The 20363-nt window shown below is 36.1% G+C and carries 21 protein-coding genes; 10 read left to right on the forward strand and 11 right to left on the reverse strand.

Annotated features, from left to right (window positions below):
- Positions 1–885: a hypothetical protein gene (locus ACOCEA_RS12670; RefSeq protein ID WP_420756622.1), complete on the reverse strand. Its 885-nt coding sequence runs from the start codon at positions 883–885 to the stop codon at positions 1–3.
- A complete protein-coding gene (locus ACOCEA_RS12675; protein ID WP_420756623.1) occupies positions 882–1844 on the reverse strand; it encodes a stage II sporulation protein M in 963 nt (320 codons plus the stop codon). The genes ACOCEA_RS12670 and ACOCEA_RS12675 overlap by 4 nt, the downstream gene beginning before the upstream one ends.
- 33 nt (positions 1845–1877) lie before the next feature.
- Between ACOCEA_RS12675 and ACOCEA_RS12680 the strand changes: the two genes are divergently transcribed.
- Positions 1878–2594, forward strand: coding sequence for an RDD family protein (locus ACOCEA_RS12680; RefSeq protein ID WP_420756624.1), 717 nt, complete (start codon positions 1878–1880; stop codon positions 2592–2594).
- A gap of 3 nt (positions 2595–2597) precedes the next feature.
- Positions 2598–3206, forward strand: a complete 609-nt coding sequence (locus ACOCEA_RS12685) for a trimeric intracellular cation channel family protein (protein ID WP_420756625.1) — start codon at positions 2598–2600, stop codon at positions 3204–3206.
- A gap of 10 nt (positions 3207–3216) precedes the next feature.
- Here ACOCEA_RS12685 and ACOCEA_RS12690 read toward each other — a convergent pair whose 3' ends face one another.
- On the reverse strand, positions 3217–3930 hold the full coding sequence (locus tag ACOCEA_RS12690) for a peptidylprolyl isomerase (RefSeq protein WP_420756626.1): 714 nt from the start codon (positions 3928–3930) through the stop codon (positions 3217–3219).
- On the opposite strand from ACOCEA_RS12690, the gene ACOCEA_RS12695 reads away from it, so the two are divergent.
- Both ACOCEA_RS12695 and ACOCEA_RS12700 read left to right on the forward strand, forming a co-directional pair.
- Positions 3929–4570, forward strand: coding sequence for an NUDIX hydrolase (locus tag ACOCEA_RS12695; RefSeq protein WP_420756627.1), 642 nt, complete (start codon positions 3929–3931; stop codon positions 4568–4570). The two genes, ACOCEA_RS12690 and ACOCEA_RS12695, sit on opposite strands and share 2 nt — an antisense overlap.
- Before the next feature lie 24 nt (positions 4571–4594).
- Entirely contained in the window at positions 4595–5398 is an 804-nt protein-coding gene (locus ACOCEA_RS12700; RefSeq protein WP_420756628.1) for a lysophospholipid acyltransferase family protein, read from the forward strand.
- On the opposite strand, the gene ACOCEA_RS12705 is transcribed toward ACOCEA_RS12700, so the two are convergent.
- The 3 genes from ACOCEA_RS12705 to ACOCEA_RS12715 form a co-directional block, all read right to left on the reverse strand.
- Positions 5395–6045 (reverse strand): hypothetical protein, encoded by a 651-nt coding sequence (locus ACOCEA_RS12705; RefSeq protein ID WP_420756629.1) that lies wholly within the window; start codon positions 6043–6045, stop codon positions 5395–5397. The two genes, ACOCEA_RS12700 and ACOCEA_RS12705, sit on opposite strands and share 4 nt — an antisense overlap.
- Before the next feature lie 3 nt (positions 6046–6048).
- Positions 6049–6543 (reverse strand): RNA polymerase sigma factor, encoded by a 495-nt coding sequence (locus ACOCEA_RS12710; RefSeq protein ID WP_420756630.1) that lies wholly within the window; start codon positions 6541–6543, stop codon positions 6049–6051.
- Positions 6544–6666: 123 nt separating this feature from the next.
- Positions 6667–8094, reverse strand: a complete 1428-nt coding sequence (locus ACOCEA_RS12715; RefSeq protein WP_420756631.1) for an amidohydrolase — start codon at positions 8092–8094, stop codon at positions 6667–6669.
- Between the two features lie 339 nt (positions 8095–8433).
- Here ACOCEA_RS12715 and ACOCEA_RS12720 point away from each other — a divergent pair, with 339 nt between their 5' ends.
- Positions 8434–9723, forward strand: a complete 1290-nt coding sequence (locus tag ACOCEA_RS12720; protein WP_420756632.1) for an NAD(P)/FAD-dependent oxidoreductase — start codon at positions 8434–8436, stop codon at positions 9721–9723.
- A gap of 6 nt (positions 9724–9729) precedes the next feature.
- On the opposite strand, the gene xerD is transcribed toward ACOCEA_RS12720, so the two are convergent.
- Positions 9730–10626, reverse strand: coding sequence for a site-specific tyrosine recombinase XerD (xerD, locus tag ACOCEA_RS12725; protein WP_420756633.1), 897 nt, complete (start codon positions 10624–10626; stop codon positions 9730–9732).
- 123 nt (positions 10627–10749) lie between these two features.
- Here xerD and ACOCEA_RS12730 point away from each other — a divergent pair, with 123 nt between their 5' ends.
- From ACOCEA_RS12730 to aroQ, 3 genes are all read left to right on the forward strand, one after another.
- A complete protein-coding gene (locus ACOCEA_RS12730; RefSeq protein WP_420756634.1) occupies positions 10750–11313 on the forward strand; it encodes a porin family protein in 564 nt (187 codons plus the stop codon).
- Between the two features lie 276 nt (positions 11314–11589).
- Complete coding sequence (locus tag ACOCEA_RS12735; RefSeq protein ID WP_420756635.1) at positions 11590–12105, forward strand: outer membrane beta-barrel protein; 516 nt, start codon at positions 11590–11592, stop codon at positions 12103–12105.
- A gap of 83 nt (positions 12106–12188) precedes the next feature.
- The gene (aroQ, locus tag ACOCEA_RS12740; protein ID WP_420756819.1) at positions 12189–12605 is read left to right on the forward strand and encodes a type II 3-dehydroquinate dehydratase; all 417 of its coding nucleotides are present in this window, start codon (positions 12189–12191) and stop codon (positions 12603–12605) included.
- On the opposite strand, the gene ACOCEA_RS12745 is transcribed toward aroQ, so the two are convergent.
- From ACOCEA_RS12745 to ACOCEA_RS12760, 4 genes are all read right to left on the reverse strand, one after another.
- Positions 12602–12886 (reverse strand): DUF3817 domain-containing protein, encoded by a 285-nt coding sequence (locus tag ACOCEA_RS12745; protein ID WP_420756636.1) that lies wholly within the window; start codon positions 12884–12886, stop codon positions 12602–12604. The two genes, aroQ and ACOCEA_RS12745, sit on opposite strands and share 4 nt — an antisense overlap.
- A 73-nt stretch (positions 12887–12959) precedes the next feature.
- Positions 12960–14351, reverse strand: a complete 1392-nt coding sequence (lpdA, locus tag ACOCEA_RS12750; protein ID WP_420756637.1) for a dihydrolipoyl dehydrogenase — start codon at positions 14349–14351, stop codon at positions 12960–12962.
- Positions 14352–14561: 210 nt separating this feature from the next.
- Positions 14562–15053 (reverse strand): peptide-methionine (R)-S-oxide reductase MsrB, encoded by a 492-nt coding sequence (gene msrB / locus ACOCEA_RS12755; protein ID WP_420756638.1) that lies wholly within the window; start codon positions 15051–15053, stop codon positions 14562–14564.
- A gap of 158 nt (positions 15054–15211) precedes the next feature.
- Positions 15212–15778 (reverse strand): collagen-like protein, encoded by a 567-nt coding sequence (locus ACOCEA_RS12760; protein WP_420756639.1) that lies wholly within the window; start codon positions 15776–15778, stop codon positions 15212–15214.
- A 173-nt stretch (positions 15779–15951) separates the two neighbouring features.
- Here ACOCEA_RS12760 and glgB point away from each other — a divergent pair, with 173 nt between their 5' ends.
- Together glgB and ACOCEA_RS12770 are read left to right on the forward strand one after the other, a co-directional pair.
- Positions 15952–17847, forward strand: coding sequence for a 1,4-alpha-glucan branching protein GlgB (gene glgB, locus ACOCEA_RS12765; RefSeq protein ID WP_420756640.1), 1896 nt, complete (start codon positions 15952–15954; stop codon positions 17845–17847).
- A gap of 99 nt (positions 17848–17946) precedes the next feature.
- Positions 17947–20346 (forward strand): glycoside hydrolase family 31 protein, encoded by a 2400-nt coding sequence (locus tag ACOCEA_RS12770; RefSeq protein ID WP_420756641.1) that lies wholly within the window; start codon positions 17947–17949, stop codon positions 20344–20346.
- Positions 20347–20363 lie beyond the last annotated feature (17 nt).

Consider the following 20363-nt stretch of genomic DNA (forward strand, 5'->3'; position numbering starts at 1 on the left):
TTAAATATCAGATATTTTTCCTAAACTTTCTATTTGCTCGTAGGTACCGGTAAAATTCTTTTTTTCGTTAAGGTTAAAATACACAAATACGGCACCTATGATGGATATCAAATTCAAAATAAACTGTCCTAATGTACTAATGATATTTAATACTATATAAATAGGGTCTTGTACTGTACCCATCATATTTTCAGCATCCATTTCACCAGAGAAAATGCCCATTTTCATATATTGATAAATTACAGTGGGTATGGCAAAGGCATATGTTGCCACTGTAACGATGATTCCTATGATAAACAAAGTGGCAAACGTTATCCACCACTCATCTTTCACTAGTTTAAAACAATAGCTGTAGGCATCGGATACACTCATTTTATTAAAGACCAGAACACTAAAAGAAAGTACCAATGGCACATATAAATAGATACCTGGAATTATACAAAATATAAAGCCTACCATAACCGATATCCCTACTAAAATACCGAGTCCTATAAAACTCCAAAAACTACCATACACTTCCTTTTTTATAGTATCAAAATCAGTTGTTCCCTTGCCATTGGCATAAGATTTAATATAATGTAGCACCGTAGACTGTGACATAACATACACGGCTATTATAGAAAATATATATAGCAACGCAACAAAGGCTATTATAGCAATGTTTGAGGTGCCGTTACCACCATCAATCAACATGTAATTGAAGGTATCGCCGATATAGAACATATAGCCGATGAGTGCTAATATCATCACCAATAAGAAAGGGCCAACTATCTTTAAATAAGTGCTAAAAAAAGGTTTGAATTCAGCTCTTAGAAATGCAAATGTATCAGATAATATCTCTCCTAATTCACGTTGTTTTTTAAATTCTATATAATTGGTTTTCATTCAGTTTTGGTTTTTTTATGTAATTGATTTGGGTATATAACGTAATAAAACAATATTAGTGTCAAGGAGCCAATAATGATTAAAATGGCCAGCAAGTCAGGCATTTCGGTGTGTCTAGTCACAAATCCCTCTAAAAATCCAGCGATTATAAAAAATGGAATGGTACTTATCATTATTTTAAGTCCGTTTTTCATTCCCCTTTTAAAAGACGCTAAACGTGTATACGTTCCAGGGAACAACATGCCGTTGGCAAGTACTAATCCGGCACAGCCTGCGATGATAATCACGGAAATTTCGATAGTGCCATGAATCCAAATGGTACGCACCGATTCCCATAGTAGACCCTTTTCATAAAAGAAATATTGAAAGCTCCCTAACATAATGCCATTTTGCAGCATTACCATTAGGGTTCCAATACCTAGTAAAATACCATAAACAAAAGCCATTAAGGCTACCCTGATATTATTTATCGTAATCCCAAGGAACATATTAAACTCCCCCATTTGCTTATAAACGGCCATGGGGTCTCCTTTTTCGATATTTTCAAGGGTCATATTAACATAGCCATCCCCAAGTATTGAACGCACAAAATCGCCTTCATTAGCTGCTGAAAAGGCCCCTACAAATGAAAAGAAAACAAATACCAAAAAAGCAATTAGCAATTCTCTATGATGTTGTTTGAACATATGTGGAAATTCTGTTTTCCAAAAACGTATTATTCTATTTTTCGACTCTCTTTTTGACCTATAAATCTTTTGGTGCGCTTGTGATGACAACGCGTTTAAGTAAATAGCTGTGTTACTATTAGGATAAAAGGTTTTTGCGTAACTTAAATGATCGGTTACTTCTATGTAGAGATTGGACAATACATCTGGGTCCAGATTCGTTTTATTAGCCAAAGCACTTTCAAAAGTTGACCATTTGTCCTTATTTTGCTTTACAAAGGCGGCTTCGCGCATTAACTATAGGGTTTATATCAAAGAAACAAAACAATGGAACAATTTCAAATAGAAACAGCCCAAAATATAAGTATAGACCAAAATACGGCACACCTTGGTGATAGGATCCTCGCATTCATCATAGATACCCTTATAATTGTAATCTATTATGTGTTAATGGTCTGGTTACTTTTGGCAATGGATGTTGAGGCAAATGACCAGTGGGCAATTTATATGTTACTTGGACTACCTGCATTTCTGTATTATTTTGTGATGGAAACCTTTATGGACGGGAAGACTATTGGAAAAAATTTTATGCAGATAAGGGTTGTGAAGCTAGATGGGACAAAACCTAACTTTTCCAGTTTTTTTGTTAGATGGATTCTTAGAATTATAGATATTTCATTAAGCTCCGGAGGTTTGGCGATTTTAACAATTTTGATTAGGGGAAAGGGACAACGAATTGGAGATATTGCAGCAGGCACTACAGTAATAAGCGAGAAGAAACGGGTGTTTTTAAAAGACACCTTGTTTCGGGAATTACCAGCAGATTATAAACCTAAGTTTCCACAAGTAATCATTTTTAAGGATGCTGAGATGCAGACCATTAAAAATGTATATGATAATGCTAAAAGGAATGGTAACCATACTGTTATTATAACTTTGGCCGATAGAATAAAAAAAGTGACCGAAATCTCAACCGATTTTACCCCTATGGAATTTATAGATATCGTAATAAAGGATTATAGTTTTTATACCCAACAGATGTAAGCTATGTTTTACACCTTAATAGATATATTGGGTACTGTGGCCTTTGCTATTTCAGGTGTATTGGTCGCCATGGAGAAAAAACTAGATGTATTTGGGGTTTTTATCATAGCATTTGTGACGGCGGTAGGTGGAGGTACCCTACGGGATGTTTTAATAGGAAACACACCTGTAGGTTGGATGAAAGAACCGATGTACATATTGATTATCCTATTGGCAGTTGTTTTGGCAATTTTCTTTTCCGGACGATTAAAATATTTTAGTAGATCACTCTTTTTGTTTGATACCATTGGTATTGGGTTGTACACTATGGTAGGTATCCAAAAAGGGTTAAGCGCAGAATTGGCACCGGTTATTTGTATAGCGTTGGGTACTATGACCGCGAGTTTTGGTGGTGTATTAAGGGATATATTATGCAAAGAGATTCCAGTTATTTTCAGAAAGGAAATCTATGCCACGGTTTGTATTTTAGGAGGGGCTATTTATTTTCTTTTGATACAGTTTCCATTAGATTCAACTCTAGCATATATAGTGGGTATTGTATCAATAATAGTTTTACGCATTTTAGCAGTACGATTTAAAATATCCTTACCGGATATTTATCCCAAAACATAGTTGAAAACTTCTATTCCAAAACTTCCGCTTTGGTAATGTATATGTTCTGAGAAGGCCAATCCCCTTTGCCAACAGGCTGGGCGTTGATTTTATCAACCACATCCATGCCCTCTATTACTTTTCCAAATGGGGTGAAATCCCCATCTAAGTGATAAGAACCAGGTTTGGTAACTACAATAAAAAACTCATAAGGTGAGGCCAACATATGGGGATTGTTTATTTCGCTGCTTGGCATAGAAACAATTCCACGATGGTGTTTGTATCCCTTTCTAGTATCGGGAGGTAAGAGGTATCTACCAATTTCCCTTCGTTTATTTGCGGTCTGTTTATCATCAGAATTCCCTCCTTGTATGATAAAATCTTTTACTACCCTATGAAACTGTGTGTAGTCAAAATATCCTTTTCTGGTCAAAAAGATAAAATTCGCTTTATGATAAGGCACGTCATCAAATAATTCTATGGTAAAATCCCCAAAATTAGTAGTGATCTTTACTTTGTTAACTTTTAAATCTTTCTGATAATCAAAGAAAAAATCTATTGCATTTTCTTCGTCAAGAATAAATTTTTCTTCCTTTGCTACGGCAGCCTGTTCCTTAATACTGGTAGTATCCACTATTTTTACATCTTGTGATTCTGTGCTTTCTAATTTCTTAGAATTATCTTTACAGCTTAATAGGACCAGTGTTCCTAACACGAGCGAAAACAGAATATTTTTTAAACACATGGATTTTAACATTTTTGAACAACGGTTGTCAAAAATAAAAGATCTACCACTTCCTGGCGAGGCTTCACATTATAAAATGGCACCCAAAGAAAGAATTGATGCCCTTTTAGAATTTGGTAAGTTATCAAAAAATCCAAGAAAAGCGGCGGTAATGGCATTGTTTTACCCAGATGTGAAGAACAGGACCAAGTTGTTATGTATACTTCGAAAAACGTATAAGGGAGTACATTCCAACCAAGTTGCCTTTCCTGGTGGCAAGGTTGAAGAAGTGGATATTGATTTACGGCAAACCGCCTTACGAGAAACATATGAGGAAGTGGGTGTGCCACCATCTGAGGTTACCGTTCTTCGAAAAATATCAAAGGTTTATATTCCTCCAAGTAATTTTGAGGTACAACCATTTATCGGACTATATAAAGAGCCAAAACCATTTACAATTCAAGAATCAGAAGTAGCATCTATTTTAGAAATATCACTTATGGATTTTATCGAGGATGCGAATGTGGTTACAAAAAAAATGACTACTTCCTATGCTTTGGAAATTGATGTACCGGCCTTTAAATTAAATGATTACATTGTTTGGGGGGCTACGGCCATGATGATGAGTGAGATTAAAACCCTTTTAAAACAGGTGTTATAAGCAGTATTTCTTATTTTAGCGGTTATGGGATTATTTAAGAAAAACCCTTTTGGGCACAATTTGTTTTTGAAAAAATGGCTGATACGTATCCTAGCGGTTATGTCCCATCAGCGGTATAAGCGATTTAACAAATTGGAGATTGAAGGTTCTGATATAATTAGAAGCCTACCAGATACCAATGTGCTTTTTGTAAGTAATCACCAGACCTATTTTGCGGACGTTGTTGCCATGTTCCATGTTTTTAACGCCAGTCTTAGTGGTAGGGAAGATTCCATAAAAAACTTAGGATATATATGGCAGCCAAAACTAAACATGTATTATATAGCAGCTGCTGAAACTATGAAGAAAAGTCTGTTGACCAAAATTTTGGCATATGCCGGTTCTATTAGTGTAGAGCGTACATGGCGAGCAGAAGGAAAGGATGTGAACAGACAAGTGAAAATGAGCGATATCTCCAATATAGGAATGGCCCTAAAAGATGGTTGGGTAATTACTTTTCCGCAGGGTACAACAACCCCTTGGAAACCCTTGCGTAAAGGTACTGCCCACATTATAAAGAAATACAAACCTTTGGTAGTGCCTGTTGTTATTGATGGTTTTAGGCGTTCGTTTGATAAAAAAGGGCTTCGGGTAAAGAAAAAGGGTATTTTACAGTCCATGGTTATAAAAGAACCACTTGATATAGATTATGAGAACGAGTCAACTGATGCTATAATAGAAAAATTAGAGTATGCTATAGAGCAGCACCCTTCTTTTCTAAAGGTTATTTCTAAAAAGGATTTGTTAGCCTATGAAGAGGAAAACAAGCAACGGAAATGGAAAGCTTAAATTTCCAATTGTCTTAGTTCATTATAATTCCTTTTAAGCTTTCTTAGGAGCAGACCATAAATTAAAAAATAAACACCTCCCATAAATAAGGTAAGTAAAATTCCAAAAATCCCCATTGAAAGCATCAGTGTTATTTTAAGCTTATCTGGTGAAATTTCTTCTAAACTATCCTTTAAATCTGGGAAGGCACTGGCAATATCATCACTAAGATAAACGCCAACTATCATAATTAAAACCGTGACCATAATCATGGTTAAAGAAAAAATCACATAATGTTTTACCGTTTTTCTTGTTCTAATAATCTTACGCATTAGATTTTTGGAATTGTCCAAAACCGAAATTTCCTTGAACCTTTTGTAGAACTGTACAATGAAGTAAATGACCACGGCATATGAAATTATAGATAGTCCCAACAAATATTTAGATACACCTATATTCTCGTAAACCTTCAAACTATCCTGCATAGAAGGTATTAGGTATAGTAAATGAGGTAGTGAGAACTCTAGAACACTAATTATCAGAATCCATTTAACAATAGAGGAAGATTTCTTCCATATCATCTTATGAATATCGGTATATGATAGTTTTGGCAGCTCCGCATCCTTATTCTGCCAATGTTTTTTTAATAATTCCAATTCATCAGTCATAACCTAGGGGTTCAGTATGGTTTTTAATTTTGTTTTTATACGGTTCATTTTTACTCGAGCATTTACTTCTGTGATACCCAATGTTTCGGAAATTTCCGTATAATTTTTATCTTCCAAATACATAAAAACCAATGCTTTGTCAATATCTCCTAATTGCCTTACTGCCTTGTACATTAGTTTTAATTGTTGTTCTTCAGTTTCATCGTATTCATCGGCCTTAATTTTAAATATAACCGATTCATAATCTTGTGTATGTATTCTTTTTTTAGATTTTCTGTATAATGTAATCGCTGTATTAAGTGCTACACGATACATCCAAGTACTAAATTTAGATTCCCCCCTAAACTTTGGATAAGCTTTCCAAAGTTGTATGGTAATCTCTTGGAACAGATCATTGTGCGAATCCCTATCATTTGTATAAAGTGTACAGATCTTGTGGACAATATTTTGATTGTCCTGTAGTTCCGTCACAAATTTATGTTCCAGTTCTTGGTTCACTAAAGGTTGGTTATTCTTATATTATAAGTCTCGTTAAGTCGGGTTTTGTTACAAACCTTTTAAAATATTATAAAAAAAAGTGCACAAGAAAATCTTGGCACTTTTTATTGATATGATTTTGGTTTAGTTTCTATAGTCTAATGCTGGGGCCCTATCGCCAAGTAGTGGAATATAAGTGAAATTAGGACCTCTCTTTTCTTCAAACTCGGCTTTAGCCGCTGCAACCAACTTTTTGTCCTTAAAAAGATCTATTGCCGTCATAGTAAGTGTTTTTGCCGCAATCATCATTCCCTTGGTTCCTATAGAAGTTCCACCGGCAGCAACCGCTTGCCAACTATGGGCAGGTGTTCCAGGTACCCATGTGGCTGTTCCCATACCTACAGTGGGTACTGTAAAACTTACATCACCTACATCTGTAGACCCATATGCCTTAGCTTCTGTTTTATAAGGTTGAACATTTTTGGCAATAGAAAGATCTGCTTTTTCATAACCTAAAGTCTTTGCGATTTTGTCAGCAAACTCTTTTTCTTCTTCGGTATAATCTATTCCTCCAACAGCGCTGAGGTTATCGTGCATTACCTTTTGTAAGGTTAAATTGGGAAGTAGCTCATGTGTTCCGCCAATCATTTCATAATCCATCGTTGTGCCTGTACCTAATGCAGCTCCCTCGGCAGCCTTTACAATTCTGTCGAAAATATCTATAACCACATCTCTTTTGTTATGTCTAGAATAATAATAAACCTCCGCAAAATCTGGGACAACGTTAGGCGCTTTTCCGCCATCGGTAATAACATAGTGGATTCGAGCATCTGAAGGTATATGCTCTCGCATCATATTTACCATCATATCCATAGCTTCTACACCATCTAAAGCGGAACGGCCTTTTTCAGGAGATCCAGCGGCGTGGGCTGAAACTCCATAAAATCTAAATTTAGCCGATTTATTCGCTAGGGCCGCACCTGCGCTAGCTGCGTTTTGTGCCCCTGGATGCCAGTGTAGTGCAACATCAACGTCATTAAATAGTCCTGCTCTAACCATATATACTTTTCCGGAGCCACCTTCTTCTGCTGGTGTGCCATAAAATCTGATAGTGCCTTCCATTTTATTGGCTACTAACCATTGCTTGGTAGCGATAGCAGCTGCTGTAGAGGCAGTACCAAAAAGATGATGGCCACAGGCATGGCCTGCAGCTTTACCAGCGGACTTTTTTTCGGCAGTGGCTTCTTGTGATAAGCCTGGTAAAGCATCATATTCTCCCATGAACGCAATTACAGGGCCGCCACTACCATATTCGGCAATAAAAGCAGTTGGTATACCAGCTACTCCTTTTTTAATGGAGAAACCTTCGTCACTCAATGTTTTTTGAAGTAAGGCAGAACTTTCTTGCTCTTGATAACCCATTTCCGCATATTCCCAAATTTGATGGGCAATGTCCCCATACATTTCTGTGTTTTCTTCTAACTTATCTATTATAGCAGCCGTTTTCTTTTGTGCTTGTAAAGTGCAAAAAGAAGCAATGACCATGGCTCCAAATAAGAATGCTTTTTTCATAATTTTAATGTTAGTTTATTTTATTGATTAGTCTATGATTTTAAAAGTGTTCTTTATAAACTATTACCATAAATAGCTTTAAAAAATTAAATTTAAAACCTATTTGTCCATTTTTATCTAGGAATTACGATTTTGCTAATTTTTGACTTTAATGTTGGGATGAAACAATTTTAAGTATTCCGTTTTTACGATAAAAATAATAAGGCAAAATTAGGAAAGATGTTCTTTTGGCCATAGCTTGGAGCTTAATACAGCAGGTATTGATAAAGATACTTAAAAATGAGATAATCTTTTCTAATGGTGGTGTGATTGTTTAATTTTACCACACATATCAAAACTATGAACATACCCCGTTCCAACTACCCAAGAATAGTTATTATTGGTGGAGGATTTGCTGGCATTTCGCTGGCTAAAAAACTAAGTAAACAAGAAGTCCAAGTTGTTCTACTGGACAAAAATAACTACCATACATTTCAACCCTTGTTATATCAAGTTTCTACCGGTGGGTTAGAGCCAGATTCTATAGCGTATCCTTTGAGAAAAGTACTCATAGGTTACGATAATTTCTATTTTCGTTTGGCAGAAGTTCAGGAGATAAATAAGGAAAATAAGAAACTCATAACTTCAATAGGCGATTTATCTTATGATTATTTGGTGGTCGCCACAGGGTCTAAAACTAATTATTTTGGGAACAAGGAACTGGAGCGAAACGCCATGGCAATGAAATCAATTCCACAGTCTTTAAACCTGCGTAGTTTAATATTGGAGAATTTTGAACAAGCATTGTTAACAGACGATTATCATGAACGTGATGCCTTAATGAATTTTGTAATTGTAGGCGGAGGACCTACAGGTGTGGAACTGGCCGGGGCACTTGCTGAAATAAAAAAAGGAATTTTACCTAAGGATTATCCGGATTTAGACACACGCAGGGCGCAAATTAATCTTATCCAAAGTGGCGATAGATTATTGAATGCCATGAGTGAAAAAGCTTCTAAAAAGGCTGAGGATTTTTTAGAGGAATTAGGTGTTCAAGTATGGAAAAATGTAAGGGTAACCGGTTATGATGGTAAAACGGTTACAACCAAGACCGATCTTACCTTTGAGTCTGCAACCTTTGTGTGGGCAGCAGGTGTAAAAGGAGCAACGATTAAAGGTTTGGATACTGAGGATTTGATTACTGGCACAAGACTAATTGTAAATGAATTTAGCCAAGTTGTAGGTTGTCCGGAGATATTTGCTATTGGGGATATTGCTTGTATGGCAGACAAGGATAACCCACATGGCCATCCTATGATGGCACAACCAGCAATTCAGCAAGGTGAAAACTTAGGAGAAAATCTTATCAGGTTAATAGGAGGTAAGCCATTGGAGGCATTTGTTTATAAGGATAAAGGAAGCATGGCTACAGTTGGGAGGAACAAAGCGGTTTGCGATTTGAAACGAATAAAATTCCAAGGTGTTTTTGCTTGGTTCGTATGGATGTTTGTTCACTTGTTTTTCCTTATTGGGTTCAGAAATAGGGTAGTTGTCTTTGTGAACTGGGTCTACAACTATGTGCGTTTTGATAGGGAGGCAAGACTAATAATACGCCCTTACAATAGGGATTATAGTCAATTTAAGGATTGATTATATCTATTTTCGTGGATGATATTTGTTCATGACCTCTGCTAAATGTGTTCGATCTACATGCATATACACTTCTGTTGTGGTAATACTTTCATGGCCTAACATTTGTTGTATTGCCCTAAGGTCAGCGCCATTTTCCAATAAATGTGTGGCAAACGAATGGCGAAATGTATGAGGGCTTATATTTTTCTTTAGGCCAATTTTCTCCGCAAGGTTTTTAACAATCGTAAAGACCATAGCACGCGTTAGTTGTTTTCCCCTTCTGTTCAAAAAAAGAATATCCAGGGATTCTTTCTGAATATTTACATGAACACGAACTTCATTTTTATAAATCGAAATATATTTTTTATTTATGTCACTAATGGGAACAAAACGTTGTTTATTTCCTTTGCCAGTTACTTTTATAAAATCCTCATCAAAAAAAAGGTCCGATATTTTTAAGCCTATAAGTTCAGAGACACGTAGACCACAACCATAAAGTGTTTCTATCATTGCTTTGTTTCGGGTACCTTCAGTCTTACTAAGGTCAATGGCATCAATTAGTTGGTTTATTTCAATCTCGGAAAGGGTATCGGGTAGTTTACGTCCTATTTTCGGTGATTCTATTAAATCCAATGGGTTATCCGTCCTATAATCCTCAAACACCAGATAGTTAAAGAAACTTTTTAATCCTGATATGATGCGGGCCTGTGACCTAGGATTGACAATTTTTGCTATCTCATAAATGAAATGTTGTACGGTGTCCTTATGAATGGAAATGGGAGTTTCATTTATGTTAGATGAATTTAAAAAACCAACTAATTTTTCGACATCCAATATGTAATTTTTTATGGAATTGTCTGCCAAGCCCCTTTCAAGTCTTAAATAGTGGCTATAGTCTTTTAGGGCTTGATTCCAATTCATGCCTAAAGATACATTTAATATGGAATACCTTTTTTTGCTTCACTTCTTGAAAAATCATTGATTTAGGTACATTCTACTTTCAAAGATTTTTATATTTGAATACACTAACAAAAAATATGTAAAATGAAAAAACTATTATTTATTGTAGCTATATTTTCAGTAGGAGTACTTAGCTTATCTGCGCAAGATGACCTTAGGTTTGGTGCAAAGGCAGGACTTAATATTTCTTCTTTGGGTGGCGATGCTGCGTATAGTTATGATTCTAAACTTGGTTTCCACTTGGGGGGAGTTGTAGAAATTCCCTTTAATGATATTATCACTGTTCAGCCAGAGGCATTTATCTCATTGCAAGGAAGTGGTGGTTTTTTCGAGGATGACCTAAATTTTTGGTACTTGAACATTCCAGTCCTTGCAAAATATAATGTTTGGGATCAAATTTATATAGAAGCTGGTCCACAAATAGGATTGCTACTCTCAAATAATCTAGATGGAAATACGTATGGTGGAACATTAGAAACCTTTGATGCCACTAACGGATTGGATATAGGGCTTGCCATTGGTGCAGGATATAGATTGGATGAAAACTTCTATTTCCAACTTAGGTTTACTGCCGGATTTATTAATGCCATTGAGGATATAACCTCCAAAAACAGGGTAGTTTCCGTTTCTGCGGTTTACTTTTTGTAGTATTAATTGCGCTATAAAAAAAAGCGAAGGGAATTCCCTTCGCTTTTTTTTTATAAAATATAATTAGCCAAAACATGTAATCTATAAAGTATGGGCTAGAAAATTTTTATCCGTTTAAAAATGAAATAATTTGATGGTATAGTTTATGTTTGAAGGCTTAGCTTTTCTCCTTAAAACAAGTGTTTTACAACTAAAATAGGCCTACTTACAACTTAAATTATATAACTGTGATATAGATGTTAAGTTTACAAAGAATAACAACCAACTTATAAATTCATGAAAACTTTTACAATCTTTTTATTTTTAGTGATCTTTAATATGGCACTGCATGCCCAAGTAGACAGGACCAACTTTAGGGCAGGTTTAACTGCAGGTATGACTGTGGGTGATTATTCAGAGGCCTATGGTTTAAATTTAGGAATAGATATTACACAGCATTGGGGTGTTTCTAACGAATTGGATTTAGGTATAGCATCAGGTTTTATAAATGCATTTGGTGAAAAAACAACTGCTAATACTGGAGGATTAACGGTGCAAACGGAGTTTGATAATATTCAATTTATACCAATAGCAGGTTCCATAAGAATTTACCCTGCCTCTGGTTTTAAGATAGGTGGTGATGTAGGTTACGGATTAGGGGTAAATAAAGGCAATGACGGTGGTTTGTTATATAGGCCAATGATTGGCATAGATATGAATGGTGGTTCTTCTGAATTAAATGTTTCCTATTTTGCGGTAAATGATGAGGTAACTTTTTCAAGTATACTAGTAGGCTTTTTGTTTCTCTTTTAAATAAAATAAAACATATTATGATGAAATGGTATTCTGTGGGTACCATTTTTTTTTGGGACAAAATAATTAGTATTTTTACCCACATGCGCATTATAATAATTAACGGGCCTAATTTGAACCTATTAGGCAAAAGGGAGCCAGATGTATATGGCAACAAAACCTTTGAAGACTATTTCTCAGAACTTCAATTTAGGTTCAAGGATATACAATTAGAATATTACCAGTCTAATATAGAAGGAGAGCTTATTTCTAAGATACAGGAAGTTGGTTTTTCCTATGATGGTATTATATTGAATGCTGCCGCTTATACGCATACCTCTGTGGGTATTGGAGATGCTGTTAAGGCTATTTCAACACCTGTAGTGGAAGTACATATCTCAAACACACACAAACGGGAAGATTTTAGACATGTTTCCTATATTTCTTCTGGGGCAAAGGGAGTAATTCTAGGTTTTGGATTACAGAGCTATGATTTGGCCATAACAAGCTTCAAAAATTAGCTAGCTGTTTTAAGATATTTATCATCTACATAGAATGTTGCAAATGGCAATAGGGAGGCAATACCAAATATTACAAACCTTTTTATGCCCCATTTTTTATTAATGCAAACTAGTAATGCCAGTATTACGAAAGCAATGAATAATACACCATGGGCATAGCCAACTACTTTATTGGGTTCTGGAATTTCAGCCCAATATTTTAAAGGCATGGTTACTCCGAAAAGCGCCAAATAAGATATGCCTTCTAAAATTGCCGTAACCCTAAACGTCTTTAATAACATGTGGTAATGTTTTATTAAAAAGGGCGCCCCAACTTTTAAAAATGTCAGTACGCCCTTTTATATATGTAATTTATTAGAGATGGATTACTTCATCGTAGGCATCGGCTACTGCTTCCATAACCGCTTCACTCATAGTTGGGTGTGGGTGAACCGCTTTTAAGATTTCATGGCCTGTAGTCTCTAATTTACGAGCTACAACGGCTTCCGCAATCATATCTGTCACTCCGGCACCAATCATGTGGCAGCCTAACCATTCTCCGTATTTGGCATCAAAGATCACTTTTACAAATCCGTCAGATGCACCGGAAGCTTTTGCTTTTCCACTTGCTGAAAATGGAAATTTTCCAATTTTAATGTCTAAACCTTTTTCCTTTGCTTGTTTTTCGGTTAAACCAACAGAGGCAATTTCCGGAGTACAATACGTACAACCTGGTATATTTCCATAATCCAATGGCTCAACATGCATTCCAGCCAATTTTTCAACACATAAAATACCTTCTGCAGAAGCTACGTGTGCCAAGGCTTGTCCAGGTGTAACATCACCGATGGCGTAGTATCCAGGGATATTTGTTTGGTAATAATCGTTCACTAAAATCTTATCACGATCAGTGGCAATACCTACATTTTCAAGACCAATATTTTCAATGTTTGTTTTAATACCCACAGCGGAAAGTACAATGTCAGCCTCTAAAACCTGTTCACCTTTAGACGTTTTTACAGTAGCTTTTACACCATCACCCGTTGTATCAACCGAGGTTACCTCGGCAGATGTCATTATCTTAACACCGTTCTTTTTAAAGCTACGTTCCAATTGTTTGGATACATCCTCATCTTCCACAGGAACAATATTGGGTAGGTATTCAACAACGGTTACCTCTGTGCCCATAGAATTATAGAAATAAGCAAATTCGATACCAATGGCACCACTACCAACTACAATCATTTTTTTTGGTTGCGCTGATAAGGTCATTGCCTCTCTGTAGCCAATAATTTTCTTACCATCTTGTGGAAGACTAGGTAACTCCCTACTTCTAGCACCGGTGGCAATAATAATATACTTCCCGTTATATTCAGTTTCAGAACCATCTTCTGTTTTTACGGATACTTTTTTGCCAGCTTCAAGGGTTCCGTATCCTTTAATGACTTCTATTTTGTTCTTTTTCATTAAAAACTGAACACCTTTGCTCATACCTTCCGCAACACCACGACTTCTTTTTACCACGGCATCAAAATCTTTGTCTACGCCCTCTGCTTTAAGTCCGTAGTCTTCCGCATGTTGAAGATATTCAAATACTTGAGCTGATTTTAGTAATGCTTTGGTAGGAATACAACCCCAATTTAAACATACGCCACCAAGGCTTTCCTTTTCAATAATGGCGGTCTTGAAACCTAATTGGGAAGCTCTAATGGCAGTTACATATCCACCAGGACCACTACCCAAAACTATAACATCGAAAGTGCTCATATTTTAATTTATTTGAAGTTCAAAATTGATGTGCAAAAATACAAAACCAAAATGAAATTTGGCCTGTAGTATCAAATTAACCTTAAGTTGTTAAAGTTCGTACTGCTGTGTAACGGTTTATAAGATTTAGTAATGAAGATTCACCTTATACAAAAAAACCAGCTTCCATGCAATTGGAAACTGGTCTGTGTTTTTAACTAGAACTGTATTTTATTTGGCAGGAATAAAATCTAAAGCAACTCCATTGATACAGTGGCGTTCACCAGTGGGAGCCGGTCCGTCTTCAAAAACATGGCCCAAGTGTCCACCACAGGTCGCACAATGTTCCTCAGTTCTTTTGTAGCCAATTTTATAATCAACATCAAAGGCTACATTACCTTCTATTTCCTTATAGAAACTTGGCCAACCTGTACCGGAATCAAATTTGGTACTGCTCTCAAAAAGAGGGGTTTTACATGCCGCACAAACATAAGTACCTTCTTTTTTGTTATCGAGCAAATCACTCGTGAAGGGGTTCTCGGTTGCCGCATTACGTAAAACATAAAATTCAGCAACGGTCAATTCTTTTTTCCATTCTGCTTCAGTTTTTTGAATGCTAAATTCCTTTTTGTCTTTGGTTTCTGTAGCCTTTTCTTTGTTCTGTGCATTGCCGTTACAACTTAGCATCAATAAAAAAACACCTAGCACTAGGTTAAATTTCATAATATTTTGTTTTTAATTTTGTTGGGTTTAAGTTAAAATCCTTACAAATTTAAGATACTTACGCAAAACATCCTGTTAAGGTTTTAATAACCCATACTTCATATAAAAGGCCCTATCAATTTTAAGATAAGGCCTATAAACTTTCAAAAAAAAGTAAGCTAGTTCATTTTTACCTTCTGGATATCTTTTTCATTTATGCCAAGTACACCCATTACCGAATTAATATTGGTAACATCCAATTTACCGGATTGAGTGGCTTCTGCCGGTAACACCGCTATTCTAAACACTTGGTTGTCTGTGTCTGCTGGGGGTAAGGTACTCAAATCAAAATCTGACTCTAGGAAAATGCTCACATCAAAAAAAGTGTAGTCATAATTATATTGTAATAAACCTTGGTCTAAAATTCTGGTCTGCGGCAGTAAACGCCAAATATCAACTGGGTCGCCATTTCCATCTTCTGTTACGTCCCATAATAAATAAACCAAAATTACATCTGTTTCAAATACTTCAATAGTTTGCGGAAATTCATAGAAAATACTATAATCATTACCAATGGAGAACGTGCCTTCAATATCTATAACTTGTCCCAAGATATTTATGCCGTCCTGGCCATCTATTCCGTCCCTGCCATCAAAACCATCAAATCCAGGGGGGCCTTGTGGACCTTCGCAGGATATAAAAAATAGTGCAACTAACATTCCAATTACTAGGCTCGCTTTTTTCATGATATTTAATTTTTTTGGTTCAATTATTATATTTTGTTAGAGCGAATTCAAAAAGCGTTCCAAATTTTAGTATTTTACAAACTAAATAGGAAATCTATCAAAAAGCACAGTATTAATTATGAAATTGCAAAGTTGTTTTTAAGTTGATTAGATTTGCCCTTAAATAAAAATGTATGCCCAAAGTAATATCCCATTCACTTTTTACCGAGTTTGATATAAACCTATTTAAAGGTGGAAAGCACTATCGTTTGTATGATAAATTAGGTTCACATCCTATTGAGTTCGATGGTCAAAAAGGCACTTATTTTGCGGTATGGGCACCTTCTGCCAAGGCAGTTTCCGTTATAGGGGATTTTAATCATTGGAATGAAAATGAGCATAATCTTAATGTCCGTTGGGATTCTAGTGGTATTTGGGAGGGTTTTATTCCAAATGTTGGTGTAGGTGAGAAGTATAAATATAAAATACAATCGCATAATAATGATTTATGGACAGAAAAAGCAGATCCTTTTGGTCGCTTGTGTGAACATCCCCCTAGAACTGCCTCTGTAATTTGGGAGGCAGATTACCAATGGAATGATGAAGATTGGATGGGTTACAGAAAAGAAAAAAATGGCCTGGATCGTCCTTATTCGGTGTATGAGGTGCATTTAGGTTCTTGGAAAAGGGATAAAGAGAATAATTTTTTAAGCTATAAGGAACTTGCAATAGATTTGGTTTCGTACGTAAAGGAGATGGGCTATACCCATGTAGAGTTTATGCCTATCATGGAATATCCTTACGATCCATCATGGGGATATCAATTAACTGGTTATTTTGCGCCAACTTCTAGATTTGGTACACCTGACGAGTTCAAATTATTGGTTGATGCATTTCACCAAAACGATATTGGGGTTATTTTGGATTGGGTGCCATCACATTTTCCAGAGGATGCCCATGGACTTGGCTTTTTTGATGGCTCACATTTGTATGAACATCCAGATAGAAGAAAAGGGTATCATCCAGATTGGAAAAGTCTAATTTTTAACTATGGTAGAAATGAGGTGCGTGCTTTCCTAATTAGCAACGCCTTATTTTGGCTAGAGCAATTTCATGTAGATGGCTTGCGTGTAGATGCGGTTGCATCTATGTTATATTTGGATTACTCACGTGAAGATGGTGAATGGGAGCCTAATATGTATGGTAATAATGAGAACTTGGAAGCCATGTCCTTTATAAGGGAATTAAACCAAGAAGTGTATGCAAGTTTTGATGGGGTACAGACTATTGCAGAGGAATCTACGGCATTTACAGGGGTCTCTAAGCCGGTTAATTTTGGTGGTTTGGGATTTGGGATGAAATGGATGATGGGTTGGATGCACGATACTTTGGAGTACTTTAAGAAGGAGCCAATTTATAGAAGGCATCATCAAAACGACCTAACCTTTAGTATGACCTATGCGTTTACTGAAAATTTTATGCTTCCTTTTTCGCATGATGAGGTAGTGTACGGCAAACAGTCCTTGGTATATAGAATGCCTGGCGATGAGTGGCAGCAATTTGCTAATTTACGATTGCTTTTTGGCTATATGTTTACCCATCCTGGTACAAAATTAATGTTCATGGGTGGTGAGTTTGGACAAACATCTGAATGGAATTTTCAACAAGGTTTAGATTGGCGTCTGTTGCAGTATAAAGTGCATTCTGGAATACAACAATTTGTTAAGGATTTAAACCATTTATATAAAGGTTCTCCTGCTTTATACGAGAAACAGTTTAGCCCAGAAGGTTTTCAATGGATAGATTATGGAGACCATGAAAATTCAGTGTTAACCTATATAAGAAAAGGGCATGATGAAAAGAATGACTTAATTATTGCTTGTAATTTTACGCCAGTGGTTAGAGAGAATTATAGGGTTGGTATTCCTAAGAAGGGTCGTATAAAGGAACTTTTAAATAGTGATGATGTTAAATATGGCGGGTCTGGGTTACTAAATACTACGATAAAATCTTCTACAAAGCCATGGCACGGACATAAGAAATCTGTAGAAATCACCATTCCGCCACTAGGTATTGTCATTTTAAAGTAGTTTAATTTATCTATATCGTTATTGTTTGTAAATACTCGGATAATATTTCTTTGTTATGTGCGAATATGTTTTTTTTGTTGGTCAATAATTTTGTGAATTATGATTACGAATACAGAATTGGAATACAAGGGTAATCTTTATCCTAACCAAATAGTCGAATTTAAGCAAGACACAGATAAGTTATATTTTACCACCGAAAATGGGGTAATACTTCAAATAACAATACTAAGGGGTAGTGTTATAAGGTTTAGATATGCCACAAATTATATTTTTGAGCCAGATTTTTCCTATGCTATAGATCCTAAGGCTACCTTAGGTTACAGCATGTTGAAGGTAGAGGAGAAAGACACGGAGTATATTATTAAAACTGCACGAGTTAGCATTTTGGTCGATAAAAAGACTTTGCGAATTCAAATCTCAGATTTAGAGGGTAACATTATAAATGAGGATGAATTAGGCTTTCATTGGGAAGAAAATTATGAGTATGGTGGGAACACTGTAAAAATGAGTAAAATTACCCAGACAGGTGAAAGTTTTTATGGTATGGGAGACAAGGCTACCCATAGTAATCTAAAAGGTAAGCGCGTAGAAAATTGGGTAATGGACCAGTATGCCTATGGCAAGGACCAAGACCCTTTGTATAAGGCAATTCCATTTTACATAGGTCTTAATAAGGGTATAGCGTACGGTCTTTTTTTTGATAACAGTTTTAAGACCCATTTTGATTTTTCACATGAGCGAAGAAACATAACAAGTTTTTGGGCAGATGGAGGTGAAATGAACTATTATTTCTTTTACGGCCCTGAAATGTCCAAAGTTGTATCTGGCTATTCTAACCTAACCGGAGCACCGGAACTTCCGCCAATGTGGGCCCTAGGATACCATCAATCTAAATGGAGTTATTATCCAGAGAGTAATGTTAAAGAAATAACCAAGCAGTTTAGAGATCTTCGAATACCTTGTGATGCCATTTATTTGGATATTGATTATATGGATGGTTTCCGATGTTTTACATGGGATAAAAATTATTTTCCAGATCCAAAAAGAATGATAGGTGAATTGGAGGAAGAAGGGTTCAAGACTGTAGTAATGATAGATCCCGGTATTAAGATAGATAGGGATTATTGGGTATATAAGGAAGCATTGGAAAATGATTATTTCTGCAAAAGGGGAGACGGTCCTTTAATGCAAGGCAAAGTCTGGCCTGGAGAATGTAATTTTCCAGATTTTACCAATCCTGAAGTACGTGAATGGTGGGCAGAATTGTATAAGGAATTCATGAGTGATCTAGGTGTTCATGCTGTATGGAATGATATGAACGAACCTGCTGTAATGGAGGTGCCAGGGAAAACAGCTCCTTTAGATACTAGGCATAATTATGATGGCCATCCTTGTACACACAGAAAAGCACACAATATTTATGGTATGCAAATGGTAAGGGCCACTTATGAGGGCGTTAAGAAATATGTGTACCCTAAAAGACCTTTTGTAATAACCAGGGCCGCTTTTTCTGGTACACAAAGATATTCGTCAACATGGACGGGTGATAACGTTGCCACATGGGAGCATTTGTGGATTGCCAATGTTCAAATGCAACGTATGTGCATGAGTGGTTATTCATTTGTGGGGTCGGATATTGGTGGATTTGCGGAACAGCCAAATGGTGAGTTGTTTGCCAGATGGGTACAACTTGGGGTATTTCACCCCTTTTGCAGGGTCCATTCCAGTGGTGATCATGGTGATCAAGAACCATGGTCCTTTGGGGCTGAAATTACGGATATAGTTAGAAAGTTTATAGAAATCAGATATCAATTACTGCCGTATTTGTATACCATGTTTTATAAGTATAGTAAGGAACATATCCCCATGTTAAAACCTTTGGTTTTTTACGACCAAGGAGATCCCCAAACACATTTTAGGACAGATGAGTTTATCTTTGGGGAACAAATATTGGTTTGCCCTATTCAGGAGCCAAATTCACAAGGTAGGAGGATGTACCTTCCCAAAGGAAAATGGTATGATTTTTGGACTGATGAATCAGTTGAAGGAGGTAAGGAAAAATGGGTAACGGCAGAATTGGATAAATTACCGCTTTTGATTAAAGAAGGATCTATCATTCCTAAATATCCTATTCAGCAATATGTAGGGGAGAAAAAAGTTGAGGAACTAATTTTGGAAACGTATTATAAAATCGGTGTTGAAACTTCTGAAGTTTATGAAGATGGTGCAGATGGTTATGATTATAAAAAAGGAAGGTTCTCACTGCGTAATTTTAAGTTAACAGGAAAAGAAAAATCCTTAAGTATTCAGCAGTTTAAGGATGGCAGTTTTGTTACCGAATATGAAACCTTGAAATTCAACTTCCATGGGTTGCCATTTGAAATTGGAACGATCCAAGTAGATAATGAAGAAGTGCCAATTAAATCAGTTCGTCCAAATGGTAATAACACTTTGCATATTGACAAAAACTTTACCGTTTTGCATATAATAGCGAAATAATATTTTTGTAATTTTCG

This window comes from Maribacter luteocoastalis (assembly GCF_048890225.1).
In the GTDB taxonomy this organism is placed as follows: Bacteria; Bacteroidota; Bacteroidia; order Flavobacteriales; family Flavobacteriaceae; genus Maribacter; species Maribacter luteocoastalis.